Consider the following 15,691-nt stretch of genomic DNA (forward strand, 5'->3'; position numbering starts at 1 on the left):
GGCACCTCCTATTTGGGCCTCATTATGAGGCTTGGAGGTGTCTACGAAACCAGGGGCGATTCACGGCATCGGGATTTGGGATAAGAAGCTTGTAGGAGCCTCAGGCCGACAACCCTCGCCACCGAAATCAAACCGCCAATATCCCACGTCATGCCACGCACCGAGTTTGAACCCGACCTGCGAAAACGTACCGATGTGCTGAAAGCCGAGTCGCTCATGGAGACCCACGCTTCCTTCGTTCGGTAAAGAAATACCCGCGTATGCAGAACGATATCCTAGCTGCTTCAGAACCGGCAGGAGAACGTCATAAAGCTGCCGGCCAATCCCACTCCGACGCTGCCCCTCTGCAACGTAGACGGTCACATCTACCGCCCACCGATATGCCGCTCGCGCTCGATGCTGGCTAGCATAGGCATAACCGACCACCCGACCTTGCTGCACAGCCACAAAATATGGATAGGTATGAAGCGTCGTCTCGATACGCTGGCGCATTTCTTCCGCGCTCGGCGCTACCTCTTCAAACGAGATGGCAGTGTGGAGCACAATCGGAGCGTAGATAGCCTGTATGGCTGCAGCGTCTTCTGGACCAGCAATACGAATCTCGATTCCGCTATGCATCCGGCTGCTCCAAGCTGTTCAGGTATTCCACTACTTCGTTTACGGTGCTGCGCGCGGTACGGGTGACGCCGATCAGCGTCGCCGAGGCCAGGGCGGTCCAGTCGCCATATCCGACCAGCCAGAGGCGCGGCTCGCGAATAGAGCGCGACCCGTCAACCTCGACCTTACCGCTGTCATCCAGCACGTCCAAGTCCCGCAAGTGATCCAGAGCCGGCCGGAAACCGGTACACCAGATCACCGCATCGACCTGGGTTTTCTCACCATTGGGCCAGACGACCCCGTCAGGCGTGAATGAGACAAAAGGCCTTACAGACCGTAGGGCTCCTCGCTCGCGGGCCCGGACCACCGGGGGCACCATGACTATATCGCCAAGCCCGCCGACCGGTACGTTGATAACACGGCCCTCCTGTTGAGCCTTGAGGCGCTCGGTAGCCCGCTCGAACAGCACCCGGCCATCGACATCATCAGGCAGAAACGCCGGCTCCTCCGTGGTTACCCACGTTGCGTCGGCGACCTCGGACAGCTCCGCATAGATTTGCGCCCCCGAGTTGCCACCACCAACGACCAGCACGCGCTTTCCTTGGAAAGCCTCTGGTGACTGATAATGGGCGGAGTGAATTTGCTGCCCCCCGTACAGCTCTATCCCCGGATAAACCGGAACATAGGGTTTGCTCCAAGTCCCCGTTGCGCTGATGACGGCACGGGCTTCCCAGTCGCGGTCCTTCGAGCGAACACGAAGGCCACGCCCGGTTCGCTCCACCGCCGTAACGCTGACGGGGCGAACGATAGGAAACCCGTAGCGCGCCTCGTACTGCTCCAGATAGCTGACCACGTGATCCCTATCGGGATTACCTTCGGTGACTAGCGGCATCGGCCAGCCCGCGATCGAGCTCCATGCTGAGGGTGAGAATAGCGTCAGCGAGTCCCAGCCATGGCGCCACGCCCCGCCCGCAGCCTCTTCGGCGTCGAGCAGCAGAAACGACAACTTGGCCCGCTTGAGAAAATAGGCCACCGTAAGCGCGGACTGCCCGCCGCCAATCACGATGACATCGAGTAGTTCGCCGTCGGTGGCCATGGTCTCTCCTGTCTGGCTGGAGCGCTCAGTCTTCGCCGAATTGGTTGATGTAGTTGATGTGCGCAGGCTTCTGAATCGCCCGTGGGCGAAGCTCCTGCACCCAAGCGATCGCCTCGCGACGCGGCATTCCGGATTCGATCAGCAGACGGGCAGCGAACAGCCCGGTGCGACCGGAGCCGCCCTTGCAGTGGATGGCCAGGGCCTTGTTGGAAGCGAGCAAATCGTCTAACTGGTGGCGAATCTCCCCCAACCGAGCCTCGAAGGTTTGATCAGGAGCCTGATCATCCTCGATCGGCAACTGGTACCACTCCAACCCATACTGCCTGGCCGCGACGCCAAGCTCACCAACGCCGTTTTCCTGAAGCTCTGTATCCGACATCAGGGTAACCAGCGCCACGGCGCCAGCCTGCTTCAGCGTCTTCAGGCTTTCAGCAAGATCGCTGGCCTGGGTGCCCGGGCAGGGTGTGAAAATTAGCGCTCCTGGGGCATGGGGCAGCGATTTCATCGAGTAGGGATGTGACATGCTCATGACCTCAAATGGACCGCAGATTGACTCGCTTGGACAGCTCTTCCGCCGACTCCTTGCGCTCGGAGTAGCGATCCACCAGGTAATCCTGGCGGTCGCGCAATAGCAGCGTGAACTTGGTCAGTTCTTCCATCACATCAACCAGCCGGTCATAGAAGGAAGAAGGTTTCATGCGCCCGGCATCATCGAACTCCAGGAAGGCTTTTGGAACCGACGACTGGTTAGGGATAGTGAACATGCGCATCCAACGGCCCAGCACGCGCAATTGGTTCACCACGTTGAACGACTGCGAGCCACCACAAACCTGCATCACCGCTAATGTCTTGCCCTGGGTCGGACGTACGGCGCCCATGGCCAAAGGTACCCAGTCGATCTGCGCCTTAAAGACTGCGCTCATAGAACCGTGACGCTCGGGCGAGCACCACACCTGGCCCTCGGACCATTGCATCAGCTCGCGGAGTTCCAGCACCTTCTCGTGGGAGTCCGGAGCGTCATCCGGGAGCGGCAGGCCGGAAGGGTCGAAGATACGGGTTTCGGCGCCGAACTCTTCCAGCAGGCGCGCAGCTTCCTGGACCATCAAGCGGCTGAATGAGCGTTCGCGGGTCGATCCGTACAGCAGCAGGATGCGTGGTTTATGCGTGGAGGGATCCTTCGGCTCCAGACGCTCCAGCGACGGCAGATCGATCAGTTCTGGCTGGATATTTGGCAGGTGGTCGTTCATTTCAGTCTCCATTGATCCAGGGCCTACAGCGCGCCGATGCGAGCAAGTTCGGCTTTCAGTTCGTCCTGGCTCAGTTGCGAGAAGGGCAGCGCAATGAAAGCGCGCACGCGCTCATCGATCTTCGCAAGTGTGGTCTGGAAGGCTTGTTCGATTTCCGCCTCACTGCCGGTAACCGCCGAAGGGTCGGCCAGGCCCCAGTGGGCTTTGAGCGATGGACCGAAGAAGATCGGGCAGGCTTCGCCGGCAGCTCGATCGCACACGGTGACGACTATGTCGGGAGGAGAGCTCTCGAAGACATCCGAGGCCTTGCTTGAAAGACCAGCGGTGGGGATACCGGCGGCTTCCAAGGTCTTCAGCGCCCGCTCATTGACCTTGCCGCTTGGGAAGCTACCCGAGCTCACAGCTTCCATACCCTCGGGGGCCAGATGATTGAACAGCGCCTCGGACAGGATGCTGCGGCAGCTGTTGTGGGTGCACATGAACAAGACTTTCATCAGATATCTCCGGTTCAAAAGCTCAGGCGTATGGCCAATGCGGCCAAGGTGGCAAGCAGGATCGGCAGCGTCAGGACGATACCGGTGCGGAAGTAGTAACCCCAGGTGATAACGATGTTTTTGCGGGCCAGCACGTGCAGCCACAGCAAGGTGGCCAGGCTGCCGATTGGGGTGATTTTCGGACCGAGGTCACAGCCGATGACGTTGGCGTAGATCATGGCCTCACGCACGATGCCAGTGGCCTCGGCGGAATGGATCGACAAAGCTCCTATTAGTACAGTGGGCATGTTGTTCATGACCGACGACAGGCCAGCGGCGAGCAGCCCCGTCCCGAGGGATGCGCCCCAGACCCCGTAGCCGGTGAAGACATTGAGGATCTGCGTCAGGTAGTCGGTGAGGCCGGCATTACGCAGGCCATAGACCACCAGGTACATGCCAAGCGAGAACACCACGACCTGCCAAGGCGCGTCCTTGAGCACCTTGCGGGTTGAGATCACGTGCCCATGCGCAGCGATCAGGTAGAGGATCAGCGCACAGGCAGCAGCGATGGCGCTGATCGGAACGCCCAGCGGCTCGATGGCGAAGAAGCCGACCAGCAACAGCGCAAGCACCCACCAGCCGGCAACGAACGTCGCCTTGTCGCGGATAGCGGCTTCGGGAGCCTTCAGTTGGTCGAGTTCATAGGTTCGCGGCAGGTCCTTGCGGAAGAACCACAGCAGCATTCCCAGCGTGGCGGCGATACTGACCAGGTTCACCGGCACCATGATCGAGGCGTACTCGCTGAAACCGATGCCAAAGTAGTCGGCGGAAACGATGTTCACCAGGTTGGACACCACCAGCGGCAGGCTCGCGGTATCGGCGATAAAACCTGCTGCCATGACAAATGCCAACGTCGCCGCCGGGGAAAAACGCAGGGCAAGCAGCATGGCGATAACGATCGGCGTCAGGATCAGCGCTGCGCCATCATTGGCGAATAACGCCGACACTGCTGCTCCCAGGAGAATGATGAAAGCGAACAGCTTGCGGGTACTGCCGTTGCCCCAGCGGGCCACATGCAACGCTGCCCATTCGAAGAAACCCGCCTCATCCAGCAAAAGGCTGATGATGATGACAGCGATAAACGTTGCGGTGGCGTTCCATACTATCTGCCACACCACTGGGATATCAGACAGATTCACTACGCCCGCCAGTAGCGCCACGACCGCCCCTAGACCAGCGCTCCAGCCCACCCCCAGACCCTTTGGCTGCCAGATCACCAGAACGATCGTTGCGAGAAAAATCAAAAATGCGATGAACATGGCTCAACTCAGTCAGCGAAGTGAAAATCAAGCACAAGCAGCAGGGCTTTGTGGACGCTCGCCCATTTCAGCAAGGCGCACAGCATCGGCGCTTAGCCACTGGGCGTTTGCATCGACAACACTCTTGAGCATCATCTGCACCCATTCTGGCAAGGACGGATTGAGGCGGTAATACACCCATTGTCCCTGCCGCCGGTCCATGAGGATTCCGGCTTCTCGCAATTGAGCAAGATGCCGAGAAATCTTCGGCTGGCTGAGGTCGAGTGCGCAGGTCAACTCACATACGCATAGCTCGCCTTCACTGGCGATCAGCAAGGTCATCCGGGCTCGTGTTTCGTCAGCGAGACATTTAAAAACGATGGGGGGGGTTAGGGTTTCCCGCATTTGACCTCCTGGGGAACGCAGCACGGGCGGCTCATATCTGGAGGCTCGAATATATGACCATTCAGATATACGGTAAAGCAGATATTAATTCACTGACCAGATGACCGAGTCACAGTAGGAGGCAAAATCCAGGGTTCGCGCCCTTATCCGGATATTGATTCCCTTCCCATCGAGTCCACGATGAACCACCCTGAGATGTCTCTCCGATTGCTTGGTGCCGATCAGATCCAGGGGTTGGATGAGTATCTTTCCGCAGCCGGCTTGCCTACCCCGGACCTTCTGCAGCACGACCGCATGTTCTATTCCTTTCACCGTGGAGAAACGGAACTGGGATATGGGGCATCGAAGGATGGCCAGGCTCGTCTAATTCGTTCGCTGGTTGTGGATCCTGGGAAAGAGGATCCGGGGTCGGTACCTTGCTGCTTAGAGCACTTGAACGCATAGCCGAAGCCGACGGGGCTTAAAGCCTCTGCGGACCACAATTGCGCCCGATTTATTCGAGGCTCGGGGATATGAGCGCAGAGAGCGATCCCTAGCCCCTAGGGTGATTTCCAACTCCGCAGAGTTTGAAAAGCTCTGTCCCGTGTCGGCTTTACCTTAGGCACCCGCAAACTGTCTATGAGGGAATAGCGCTGTCAACCCAGCACAGCCTTACAAAGATGTAATGCCTGGATCACATGGATGACAGCTACCGGGCCTTAGGCTGCAGTCATGTTTTCATGGAGTAATTGAAATGATCAAAGCCAAATGCATCGCCGGCCTACTTCTCTTAATCGCCTCCTCATCCGCTTTTTCCGAAGGAGGTTCTGATCGTTTGCACGGAAAAATGATTCAGGCGAATGAGCAGGCTATGCGTGCATACGCAGCGGCCAATGGAAAAAAGCCACCTGAGGTGATCCATTATCGCTATGGAATGAAGCTGGACGTGGCGAGAGTCATCAGCAGGACTTCGACCAACGGCAGCTGCGACGTGATGCCGGCACAGATGAATTACGAGGACTCAACAGGAGAGCTGAAAATCCTTGAATATCGCACTGCCGGAATTAACTGCAGGGGTCAAAACTGACCGAAGCACAGGTTAATTCTTGAAGTCAGCTGATCACCAGTAGCGCCAGCTGATCGGCCGCCAGGGGGCTTGTGATCGACCGACCGAGGTCTTCCCTAAGTACTTTGCAAAAGAACGACGGTCGGTCGAAATTAATTAGGCAGCCATTGCTTCGCAGGATTGTGCGCAGGCCAAACAGGCTTGTGCGCAATGCTGACAGTGGTCTGCCGTGTGCTTACTGCACTCCTCCCCGCAGGCGCGGCAAATCCTGGCGCACAACGCACAAAATTCCTTGGCGAGCATGCTTTCTCGTGCCATCAAGGTAGCCGCCAGCCTGCACATATCTGCGCAATCCCTGTCCAACTTGATGCAGTCAGCCATCATTTTTACGTCCTGCTCTTGCAGGCAGGCTGACGCGCAGCCTTCACAGGCCAGCGCACAGCGCAGGCATTCCGAGATGCATTCATCAAAGCTACTGTTCATGATCATATCTCCGGTATCGGGTCGATGTGATGCCAGTGCACCGTCTCATGACGGTATGTAGCGTTCGACCTGAGGGGTTCCTGAAGATTGATTACATTTCTGTAAGCTTGTCCGAATCATCTCAGTATGAAGGCGTGCCCGATCATTCAAGGCTTTTCAATCACTGCTTCTGGATGCTCACGATTTTCGCGGAGCTTCCCTCCATGCGGAACCCAAATTTCACCTTGTCGCCTACGTTCAAGCCCTTCAGCTGTGCAGGCTCAGATTGGAAGCCCATGGTCATCGCCGGCCATTTGAGCTCTGCTACCGGGCCGTGCGCTAAGGTGATTTTCCCGCTTTGAAGATCCAGCGCCTTTATTGTCCCCTCAGCATGCGCAGTGGGAGCCGCCTGGCTCCCTTGGCCCCCCTCGGCGGAGGCTGGCATTTTCTTCATGTCCATACCATCCATGTCCTGGGCATGCACACTGGTGGCAAAAGCGGTGACCAGGCCTGCGATGACAATTAGCTTTTTCATTGGATTTCTCCTGAGAGGTTGGGGGTAGTTACAGCAAGTTCGCGGCGACGGATCAGCCAGTACGCCGCAGGGATTACAAAAAGGGAAAGCAAGGGGGCGGTGAGCATGCCGCCCACCATGGGAACCGCGATGCGGCTCATGACCTCGCTGCCGGTACCGCTGCTCCAGAGGATGGGCAGCAAGCCTGCAACGATGACCGCCACAGTCATTGCCTTGGGCCTGATGCGTTGCACCGCGCCCTCACGGATCGCGTCGAGCAGCGCTGTTCGTGTGGTTTCGCCTTTGGCTTGACGCTCAGCCCAAGCGTTATTCAGGTAGATGAGCATGATCACTCCGAACTCCGCCGCTACGCCGGCCAGGGCAATGAAACCAACGCCTGTGGCCACCGACAGGTTGTAGCCCAGCAGGTACAGCAGCCAAACGCCTCCGGTCAGCGCGAACGGTAGTGTGCCCATGATGAGCAACGCCTCACCGAGGCGCCCAAAGGTCAGGTAGAGCAGCACGAAGATGATGGCCAGCGTCGCCGGCACCACCCAGGCCAGACGGGCATTCGCCCGCTCCAGGTATTCGAACTGGCCGGAGTAGCTCAAGCTCATGCCTGGATCGAGCTTCACCTCGCTGTTGATCGCCTGACGAAGGTCTGCCACAACAGACGATAGATCCCGGCCGCGCACATCGATGTACACCCAACCCGAGGGGCGAGCATTCTCGCTCTTAAGCATGGGCGGGCCATCAGCGATACGTATGCGGGCCACGCTGCCGAGCGTCAGCTGACCGCCCTGCGAGGTGTAGATCGGCAGCTGACGCAACGCCTCCACGGAATCACGCCATTCGCGTGGATAGCGCACGCTGATGGGATAGCGGGCCAAGCCTTCAACCGTTTCTCCAATGGTTTCGCCACCAATGGCGCCAGCCACGAGGGCCTGTACGTCGGTGATGTTCAGACCGTAACGGGCAGCGGCATGGCGATCGATATCCAGATCAATGTAGCGGCCACCAGTCAAACGCTCCGCCAGCGCCGAAGTCACTCCAGGAACCTTTTTCGCTGCCCGCTCCACAGCGAGGGTAGCCCGGTCTATCTGGTCTAGGTCGCTGCCGGCCACCTTGACGCCTATTGGGCTCTTGATACCGGTGGCCAGCATATCGATGCGGTTGCGGATGGGCGGGATCCAGATGTTGGTCAGCCCAGGCACACGCACAGTGCGATCAAGCTCCTCGATGAGCTTCTCCGTGGTCATTCCTGGACGCCACTCACTCTTGGGCTTGAGCCGAACGATGGTCTCGAACATCTCCAGCGGTGCCGGGTCGGTAGCGGACTCGGCGCGGCCGGCTTTACCAAAGACACTGGCCACCTCGGGAACAGTTCGAATCAGACGATCCGTTCGCTGCAACAGCTCTGAAGCTTTCTGCGCCGAGAGTCCAGGCAAGGCTGAAGGCATGTAAAGCAGATCACCTTCATCGAGCGGAGGAAGGAACTCGCCCCCAAGATGATTCAAGGGCCACAGACTGCTGAGCAGGATGAGCAATGCTCCAGCGAGGGTAACCAGAGGCCGGCGCAGGACGACCTCTAATGCCGGACGGTACAGCCGGATGAGGCCCCGGTTGAGCGGGTTGCGCTGTTCCGCAGGCAGTGGCCCTCTGATCCAGTACCCCATCAGCACCGGAATCAGGGTCACCGATAGCGCAGCCGCCGCTGCCATTGCGTAGGTCTTGGTAAAGGCCAGGGGTGCGAAGAGACGCCCTTCCTGGGCTTGCAGCGTGAACACCGGGATGAACGATAGCGTGATGATCATCAGGCTGAAGAATAGTGCCGGTCCTACCTCGACGGCCGCCTCTGTCATTACCCTCCAATGCGCTTCGCCTCGCAAGGGTTGACCAGGATGCCGGGCATGCCAAGCCTCAACACGTTTGTGGGCGTTCTCGATCATGACCACGGCAGCGTCCACCATTGCACCGATGGCAATAGCGATTCCGCCAAGGGACATGATGTTGGCATTGATACCCTGATGACGCATGACAATCAGCGCAATCAAGATTCCCACGGGAAGCGACACGATAGCCACCAACGACGAGCGCAGGTGCCAGAGAAACGCTGCGCATACCAACGCCACTACTACGAATTCCTCGATCAGCTTGTGACTGAGGTTCTCCACGGCACGGTCGATCAACTGGCTGCGGTCGTAGACGGTGACAAGCTCCACCCCGGCTGGCAGGCCTTTCTTCAGGGTTTCTAGCTTGGCCTTGACGTGCCCGATGGCCTCACGAGCATTCTTCCCGCTGCGCAGGATCACCACCCCTCCTACGGCTTCGCCGAGGCCGTCCAGTTCGCCTATGCCTCTGCGGGCTTCCGGACCTATCTGCACCGTAGCGACGTCGCCTAATGTCACCGGCACGCCCTTGGTAGCCAGTCGCAGCGGTATCGCTCTGAAATCATCCAGCGATCGCAGGTAGCCGGCCGCACGTACCATGAACTCCGCTTCGCCCTGCTCCAGTACACCGCCACCGGTCTCCTGGTTGGCCTTGCCTATAGCCTCAACCACCTCAGCCTGGGTGATACCGAGGCTGGCCATGCGCAGCGGATCGAGGACGACTTGGTACTGCTTGACCATACCGCCGATGGTGGCTACCTCAGCGACATCCGGCAGGGTCTTGAGCTCATAGCGCAGGAACCAGTCCTGCAGGCTGCGCAGTTGCGACAGGTCATGGCCGCCGTTGCGATCGACCAACGCATACTGATAAATCCAGCCCACTCCGGTGGCATCCGGGCCCAGTACCGGCTTGGCTGCCTCAGGTAATCGCGATTGCGCCTGGCTCAGGTACTCAAGCACCCGTGAGCGCGCCCAATACAGATCGGTGCCGTCCTCGAACAGCACGTAGACGAAGCTGTCACCGAAGGCGGAGAAACCGCGTACCGTTTTGGCCCCCGGAACCGAGAGCATGGTTGTGGTCAGCGGATAGGTCACCTGATTCTCAACGATTTGGGGAGCCTGGCCTGGGTAGGACGTGCGGATGATCACCTGCACGTCCGACAGGTCGGGCAAGGCGTCGATTGGCAGGCTACGCACCGAGACGAAGCCCCATGCCACCAGAAACAGCGTGGCGAGGAGCACCAGCACACGGTTGCCTACCGACCAGCGGATCAGTTTGGCAATCATGGTTGGCCCTCCACCACGTTGATCTGCTCAACTACCATGCCCTCGTCGCGTTCGCGTATGCCAAAGCGAATCTGCGCACCGACCTTGAGGCCATCAAGGAGAGACTGATCAACCACAGGAAAGGTCATGGTCATCCCTGGCATGCCCAGGGTGATGAAAGGACCGTGGGCAACGGTGAGCTGGGTGCCGTCTATCTGCACGACACGGCCATCCGCTTCATGCAGGGCTGGCCCCGCATTAGGCTGACTATCCTGCGCCGTCGCCGCCTCGATGCCTTTCAAATTAGCGTCGGAGTCCAACAGGAATTGCCCGGACGCGACGATGCGCTGTCCTGGCTGAAGGCCCTGCAACACCGCAACTTTCCCTCTGCTCTCCTGGCCCAACACGACTTCCACCGGCCGGAAGCGACCACCGTCTTCAGCCAGCATCAACAGGTCTCGCTTGCCGGTGCGGATGACCGCCTCGGCAGGCACCAAGAGGCTTTGCTCGGAAGACTCGCCGGGATGGAGAGCCACTTGAGCGGTCATCCCAGGACGAAGCCGTCCATCCGGGTTGGGCAACTCGATACGCAGGCGCAACGTGCGGCTCTGCAAATCGGCATCGGCGAGCAACGCGGTCAACTTGCCCGGTATGGGATCGCCTGGGAACGCTGGCAATTGCGCCCGCACAGGCTGGCCTTCGCGAAGACCTTGAGCCTGGGCTTCCGGCACAGCCGCTTCCAGCCAGACGTTGGCCACTCCATTGATCCTCGCCAAGGTAGCCCCCGGCGTCAACGTCATTCCGGGTCGCAAATCGAGAACCTGGATGACTCCGGCCGTGGGTGCGGAGAGTGTGACCGAGAGCTGCACCTTCCCAGTGCTCGCGACCCGGTTGATCAGGTCGGCCGGCATGCCGGCGAGCACAAGCCGCTGTCGTGCCGCCGCCGTCAGCTGCGTGTCGCCGGAATGCCGCAGCGCCAGGTATTCCTCCTGCAAACCAGCCCACTCCGGGGTTAGCACATCGGCTAGAGGAGCCCCTTTGGCAACGATGTCGCCCGTCGCTCGACCATAGACGCGCTCGACGTAGCCGCCAGTCCGGGCCTGCAATACGCTGAAGTCGCGTTCGTCGAACGTTAGAACGCCGCTCACACTCAGGGTCCGTTCTAGCCGGCCAGCCGTCACCGTCGCCAATCGAATCCCAAGGTTTTGCTGGAGCCCAGCCGAGACCTGAACCGCAGGCTGCTCCTCGCCAGCCGTGTCATCCGAATACTTGGGCACGAGCGGCATGTCCATGAACGGCGATTTTCCGGGCGCCGGGAAGTGCTGCTGGGGATACATCGGGTCATACCAGTACAGCGCTTTTTTTTCCTCACCTACTGGCTGGGATGAGGAATACGCACCTCTTCCACCTAGCCAGAAGCCCGCGCCTATCCCAATAGCAAGGGCAGCAGCCACGAGCAAACCAATCGACCTATTCCTCATGCCCGCACCTCTCCATAAACGAAATGCAGACGCGCTGCTGTTGCCGCCAACTGTCCTTGCAGGTCCACATCCTGTAGCAGCGCTTCCACACGCTGCCGGCGTGCCGACAGCACTTCACTCAACGGCGAATTACCGGCGCGGTAGTCCGCCAGAGCGAGGCGTACCCGGTCCTCGGCCAGGGGCAAAAGTGTTTCGCGACTGCGCCGTACAGCCCGTTGCAAGCGTTGGTACTCGGCAAGGTCTGTTTCAAGCTGAGCTTGATGCTCGCGCAGGGCAGCGTCCTGCTCATTTTCCAATTGGCGAACTTGTGCGCGTCGTGCCGCAATCATTGGGTCTTGCCGGGAGCTGGTGAACAACGGCAACTGGAAGCTGACTTGCAGGCTGACCATGTTGCTGAAGTCCGGACCACGGCGCTGATAATCCACCCCCCAGGACCAATCCGATTTCTTTTCCGCCTGAGCCTGGTGTACCTGGGCTTGAGCCTCGCGTGTCATGGCGTTGTAGGTATTGAGCTCCGGATGGGCATGGACGGAGTGCAAGTATTCAGCTGCATCTACAGGCCAGACAGGGAACGTCGGCGCGCCCACTTCGGCGTCCTGCCCAATCCAGCGCTTCAGCGCGGCTCGCGCCTGAGCTGACTGACTCAACAGAACGTCTTTCTGCTCGTCCAACTGTGCCAATTCCTGTTTGGGAGCCAACGTATCGGCCGTTGAGCCTGCGCCTCCGGCCAGGCTGGCCCGCACCGTGGAAGCCAGCAGCTGGTTTTCTTTGTAGAAGGCGTCGAACTGTTCAAGCTTTCGCTGCACGGTGTATGCAGCCACCCAAGCCTGTGCGGTTGCCGCCCGAACTTTCAGCCGTTCGAACAGCGCCTCGGCATCGGCTCGCTCGACCGTGGCCTGCGCTGTCTCTATGCGAGCTTTGCGTTTGTCCCGGTTCGGTACTTCTTGGGACAGGCCAACCACCTGCATGGTCATGAAGTCTCTGTTCATGCTCCAGCGGTCGGTGCCTTCAATCGGCAGGTTCTGTACCCCGAGATTCAGGCGCGGATCGGGTAGTTCGCCCGCTGGAATGACTGCGCTGCGCGCAGCTGATGCCTGCTCCTGGCGGGCCTGTAGAGAGGGAGCGTTGCGTTCAGCCAGTTGCAGCGCCTCATCCAGCGACAGCGTTGCAGCCTGTGCCGAGACAGCCGGCAGCAGTATGAACAGGACGGCCGTGGTTATCCGTCCCTGAAAACGTTGGGGAGTCATGAAAATGATTCCTCGAAAGATCAGCGCCCAGGCGCGTGCCATCGCCCCGCTGCTAGGCGGAACGACGGTGTGAAATTAAGAGGGAATCAGACGCGGGGAGGCCGCCATGGATCGGGGGGAGAGCCTGTCGCTATGCCTACCGCGTAGGTATCGGCAGGTCGTGGCTTGGCAAAGGTCAGCCCAGGCGTCAGGAAGCTGAGCTGCACTGTGCTAGCAGTCCTGCACTCCTGGCCGACCTTGCAGGATTTGGCGTGATCGCCGGCCTTGCCCAGGTCTTGGTCCTGGCAGCAGTCATGATCCATACCCGCCATCATTTCCATGCCCATGGTCTGCATTGGGCAAGGTTCAGTCGCCGAATCGATGCCCGCCATCCCGTTAAGCGGAAGCGCCACGATAAGCATCAGGATGGTGAGCAGTCGAATGAACCGATTCATGATGGGCGAGTATAGATTACCGGGATGAGTTCAGCATTAAGGGGTTGGGGCTGCACTAACCCACCGCTTAGAGGCTGGGAGACTGATGAAGAAGGTTGTGACACCCTCCGCTGAAGTACACCAGATTCGTCCGCTATGAGCCTCGATGATAGAGCGGGTTATCGACAGACCCAGGCCTGCATTGCTTGGGCCGCCTTCGCGCCTGGCTGGATCGGCTCGATAGAATCGGTCGAAGATCTTGCCAATGTGCTGGGAATCGATGATTACCCCGCTGTTACGCACGGAAAGCGTCACGCTTTCAGGCGTCTGCTCGATTCGCACTGATATCTCGTTACCTTCCGGGGTGTAGCGCAACGCGTTGGATAGAAGGTTGGAAAGCGCTCGGTCAATCATCAGGCGATCGCCACGAACCTTACCCTGCCCGTGTAGGGTCAGCTGGATGCCTTGATCCTCAGCCAGGAACTGGTAGTACTCGAACAGCTTGGAAACGAGGTCGGAGAGCTCCACATCAATCTGCTCAGGGACGATCAGACCGTTATCCGCCTTGGCGAGGAACAGCATGTCGTCGATCATGCGCGACATACGCTTGAGGTCTTCCAGGTTCGAATAGAGGTTCTCCTCATAGGCATCCAGGTCACGCTTCTTGGTGAGCACCACTTCAGTATGGGTCAGAAGGTTGCTGACTGGCGTTCTCAACTCGTGAGCGATATCGGCAGAGAAGTTGGACAACCGAACGAATGCATCCTCCAACCGTCCCAGCATCCCGTTGAAAGACAGGATGAGCTCCTGAAGCTCTAGCGGCACGGGCTCCAGGGGAATGCGCTCGCGGAGCGATCTTGCCGACATCCCGGTGGCCACTTTGGTGATTTGCCCAACAGGCCGAAGCCCACTCTTGGCCACGACCCAACCCAAGCCTGCGCTTACAATCGCGCTGATCACCAGGCCAATTCCGAACCACCATTGCAGGGTGACAAAGAAATGGGCGTGAGTGGTGACATCGAGCATCAGCACGGCCGTCACCGGTTCCGGCTCGCCTGCAATGGTCAGCTGGGCGGTAATGCCGCGAAAGTTCTGCGATTCATCCTGCCATTCCCAGACCGCACCCCGGTGCGCCTGCTCGAACCGCTGGGGAATTTGGGAGGCTTTGGGGTCTGAAAACAGGACCGTACCGTCAGCCTTGGTGATTTTCGCCGACAAATCCTGATGTGCGCCGAGCAATGCCCGCAGCTGCTGCTCCTGATCGTGGAGCCCGCCTCGCGCTGCTGAGATGGACAGGATATGACGCGTTGACTCCAGCTTTTCGGAAAGCGCCTGCTCATCCAGCATCCGGAAATGGTGCTGGCTGAGCCCGTAGAAAGCCACCCCGGCAACCACCAGGACAGCAGTCACTGCGAACATGAACATCAGGGTCAGTCGCTTGACGAGCGATGATTGCGGGCGCATCACTCGGGCACATCCATCATGTAGCCCATGCCTCGGGCGGTATGGATGAGCTTTGGCGCGAAGTCGTCATCTATTTTGGCCCGCAGTCGGCGAATCGCTACCTCAATCACGTTGGTGTCACTGTCGAAGTTCATGTCCCAGACCTGAGAAGCGATCAGCGACTTGGGGAGCACCTCGCCGCGTCGGCGCATGAGCAGCTCCAGCAGGGAAAACTCCTTTGCGGTAAGGTCGATCCGCTTGCCGTTTCGCGTAGCTCGACGCTTGAGCAGGTCTACCTCAAGGTCTGCCATCTTCATGGTGGTTTGAGCAGCACCACCGTTGCCTCTGCGCAACAACGTGCGAACCCGAGCCAGCAGCTCCGAGAACGCAAAGGGCTTCACCAGGTAGTCATCAGCGCCCAGTTCCAAACCTTTCACGCGGTCGTCTACGCCGTCTCGGGCCGTCAAGAAAAGAACCGGCACATCCTGACCCGCCGCACGGATCTTGCGCAGGACATCCCAGCCATCGAGCCCCGGCATCATCACGTCGAGTATCAGCAAGTCATACGCTTCGCTCTGTGCCTGTTGCAGGGCGTCAGTGCCTGTCATCACCCGGTCAACGGTGAAGCCAGCTTCTGTCAGACCTTGCTGGAGGTAGACACCGGTTTTTGGCTCATCTTCGGCTACGAGTAATTTCATCTGCTCTCATCCACGCGGGGTGCATCTCCAGTTTGCAGGAAAAAAGACGCCCAACCAGAAGCTGACGGAAAAGTAATGTCGAGATCAGTTTTCTGACAGCACCGCGAAGCTAACTTG

General features: G+C 59.1%; 15 protein-coding genes. 1 reads left to right on the forward strand and 14 read right to left on the reverse strand.

The genetic code is table 11. The features are described 5' to 3' along the window. Window positions 1-60 precede the first annotated feature (60 nt). Genes WF331_RS20480 through WF331_RS20510 form a run of 7 tightly spaced genes read right to left on the reverse strand, consistent with a single transcriptional unit; the run spans window position 61 to window position 5,116 of the window. A complete protein-coding gene (locus tag WF331_RS20480) occupies window positions 61-618 on the reverse strand; it encodes an arsinothricin resistance N-acetyltransferase ArsN1 family B (RefSeq protein ID WP_340623247.1) in 558 nt (185 codons plus the stop codon). Continuing rightward, window positions 611-1,693 (reverse strand): ArsO family NAD(P)H-dependent flavin-containing monooxygenase, encoded by a 1,083-nt coding sequence (locus WF331_RS20485; RefSeq protein WP_101195987.1) that lies wholly within the window; start codon window positions 1,691-1,693, stop codon window positions 611-613. The genes WF331_RS20480 and WF331_RS20485 overlap by 8 nt, the downstream gene beginning before the upstream one ends. Before the next feature lie 25 nt (window positions 1,694-1,718). Beyond that, a complete protein-coding gene (locus WF331_RS20490) occupies window positions 1,719-2,222 on the reverse strand; it encodes a cyclin-dependent kinase inhibitor 3 family protein (RefSeq protein WP_082422063.1) in 504 nt (167 codons plus the stop codon). Between the two features lie 4 nt (window positions 2,223-2,226). Next, window positions 2,227-2,940, reverse strand: a complete 714-nt coding sequence (gene arsH, locus WF331_RS20495; protein WP_060519744.1) for an arsenical resistance protein ArsH — start codon at window positions 2,938-2,940, stop codon at window positions 2,227-2,229. Between the two features lie 23 nt (window positions 2,941-2,963). Further along, window positions 2,964-3,434: an arsenate reductase ArsC gene (locus WF331_RS20500; protein ID WP_031314387.1), complete on the reverse strand. Its 471-nt coding sequence runs from the start codon at window positions 3,432-3,434 to the stop codon at window positions 2,964-2,966. Window positions 3,435-3,448: 14 nt separating this feature from the next. After that, window positions 3,449-4,732 carry an arsenic transporter gene (locus tag WF331_RS20505; RefSeq protein WP_340623248.1) on the reverse strand — a complete coding sequence of 428 codons (1,284 nt, stop codon included), beginning with the start codon at window positions 4,730-4,732 and terminating at the stop codon, window positions 3,449-3,451. A gap of 27 nt (window positions 4,733-4,759) precedes the next feature. Beyond that, window positions 4,760-5,116: a metalloregulator ArsR/SmtB family transcription factor gene (locus tag WF331_RS20510; protein ID WP_060519748.1), complete on the reverse strand. Its 357-nt coding sequence runs from the start codon at window positions 5,114-5,116 to the stop codon at window positions 4,760-4,762. 733 nt (window positions 5,117-5,849) lie between these two features. On the opposite strand from WF331_RS20510, the gene WF331_RS20515 reads away from it, so the two are divergent. Further along, entirely contained in the window at window positions 5,850-6,182 is a 333-nt protein-coding gene (locus WF331_RS20515) for a DUF2790 domain-containing protein (RefSeq protein WP_039614978.1), read from the forward strand. A 135-nt stretch (window positions 6,183-6,317) separates the two neighbouring features. Here the strand turns inward: WF331_RS20515 and WF331_RS20520 are convergent, their stop codons facing one another. From WF331_RS20520 to WF331_RS20550, 7 genes are all read right to left on the reverse strand, one after another. Further along, on the reverse strand, window positions 6,318-6,644 hold the full coding sequence (locus WF331_RS20520) for a four-helix bundle copper-binding protein (RefSeq protein WP_101195988.1): 327 nt from the start codon (window positions 6,642-6,644) through the stop codon (window positions 6,318-6,320). 160 nt (window positions 6,645-6,804) lie between these two features. Next, the gene (locus WF331_RS20525) at window positions 6,805-7,158 is read right to left on the reverse strand and encodes a copper-binding protein (protein ID WP_060519755.1); all 354 of its coding nucleotides are present in this window, start codon (window positions 7,156-7,158) and stop codon (window positions 6,805-6,807) included. After that, entirely contained in the window at window positions 7,155-10,313 is a 3,159-nt protein-coding gene (locus WF331_RS20530; protein WP_060519757.1) for an efflux RND transporter permease subunit, read from the reverse strand. Before WF331_RS20530 ends, WF331_RS20525 begins: the two co-directional genes overlap by 4 nt. Beyond that, the gene (locus WF331_RS20535; protein WP_101195989.1) at window positions 10,310-11,773 is read right to left on the reverse strand and encodes an efflux RND transporter periplasmic adaptor subunit; all 1,464 of its coding nucleotides are present in this window, start codon (window positions 11,771-11,773) and stop codon (window positions 10,310-10,312) included. Before WF331_RS20535 ends, WF331_RS20530 begins: the two co-directional genes overlap by 4 nt. Then, window positions 11,770-13,020 (reverse strand): TolC family protein, encoded by a 1,251-nt coding sequence (locus WF331_RS20540; RefSeq protein ID WP_060519761.1) that lies wholly within the window; start codon window positions 13,018-13,020, stop codon window positions 11,770-11,772. Before WF331_RS20540 ends, WF331_RS20535 begins: the two co-directional genes overlap by 4 nt. A gap of 470 nt (window positions 13,021-13,490) precedes the next feature. Further along, window positions 13,491-14,897, reverse strand: a complete 1,407-nt coding sequence (locus WF331_RS20545) for a heavy metal sensor histidine kinase (RefSeq protein ID WP_060519764.1) — start codon at window positions 14,895-14,897, stop codon at window positions 13,491-13,493. Further along, window positions 14,897-15,574, reverse strand: a complete 678-nt coding sequence (locus WF331_RS20550; RefSeq protein ID WP_060519766.1) for a heavy metal response regulator transcription factor — start codon at window positions 15,572-15,574, stop codon at window positions 14,897-14,899. The genes WF331_RS20545 and WF331_RS20550 overlap by 1 nt, the downstream gene beginning before the upstream one ends. Window positions 15,575-15,691: the final 117 nt, after the last annotated feature.

Source organism: Pseudomonas sp. YNh (genome assembly GCF_037993085.1).
GTDB classification, from domain to species: domain Bacteria; phylum Pseudomonadota; class Gammaproteobacteria; order Pseudomonadales; family Pseudomonadaceae; genus Aquipseudomonas; species Aquipseudomonas putida.

Bases quoted from the DNA above. Each gene is read 5' to 3' on its own strand.
- WF331_RS20490 (WP_082422063.1), bottom strand. From the start codon at position 2,222: ATGAGCATGTCACATCCCTACTCGATGAAATCGCTGCCCCATGCCCCA.
- WF331_RS20550 (WP_060519766.1), bottom strand. From the start codon at position 15,574: ATGAAATTACTCGTAGCCGAAGATGAGCCAAAAACCGGTGTCTACCTC.
- WF331_RS20505 (WP_340623248.1), bottom strand. From the start codon at position 4,732: ATGTTCATCGCATTTTTGATTTTTCTCGCAACGATCGTTCTGGTGATC.
- WF331_RS20525 (WP_060519755.1), bottom strand. From the start codon at position 7,158: ATGAAAAAGCTAATTGTCATCGCAGGCCTGGTCACCGCTTTTGCCACC.
- WF331_RS20480 (WP_340623247.1), bottom strand. From the start codon at position 618: ATGCATAGCGGAATCGAGATTCGTATTGCTGGTCCAGAAGACGCTGCA.
- WF331_RS20515 (WP_039614978.1), top strand. From the start codon at position 5,850: ATGATCAAAGCCAAATGCATCGCCGGCCTACTTCTCTTAATCGCCTCC.
- WF331_RS20485 (WP_101195987.1), bottom strand. From the start codon at position 1,693: ATGGCCACCGACGGCGAACTACTCGATGTCATCGTGATTGGCGGCGGG.
- WF331_RS20530 (WP_060519757.1), bottom strand. From the start codon at position 10,313: ATGATTGCCAAACTGATCCGCTGGTCGGTAGGCAACCGTGTGCTGGTG.
- WF331_RS20510 (WP_060519748.1), bottom strand. From the start codon at position 5,116: ATGCGGGAAACCCTAACCCCCCCCATCGTTTTTAAATGTCTCGCTGAC.
- arsH (WP_060519744.1), bottom strand. From the start codon at position 2,940: ATGAACGACCACCTGCCAAATATCCAGCCAGAACTGATCGATCTGCCG.
- WF331_RS20500 (WP_031314387.1), bottom strand. From the start codon at position 3,434: ATGAAAGTCTTGTTCATGTGCACCCACAACAGCTGCCGCAGCATCCTG.
- WF331_RS20520 (WP_101195988.1), bottom strand. From the start codon at position 6,644: ATGAACAGTAGCTTTGATGAATGCATCTCGGAATGCCTGCGCTGTGCG.
- WF331_RS20540 (WP_060519761.1), bottom strand. From the start codon at position 13,020: ATGACTCCCCAACGTTTTCAGGGACGGATAACCACGGCCGTCCTGTTC.
- WF331_RS20535 (WP_101195989.1), bottom strand. From the start codon at position 11,773: ATGAGGAATAGGTCGATTGGTTTGCTCGTGGCTGCTGCCCTTGCTATT.
- WF331_RS20545 (WP_060519764.1), bottom strand. From the start codon at position 14,897: ATGCGCCCGCAATCATCGCTCGTCAAGCGACTGACCCTGATGTTCATG.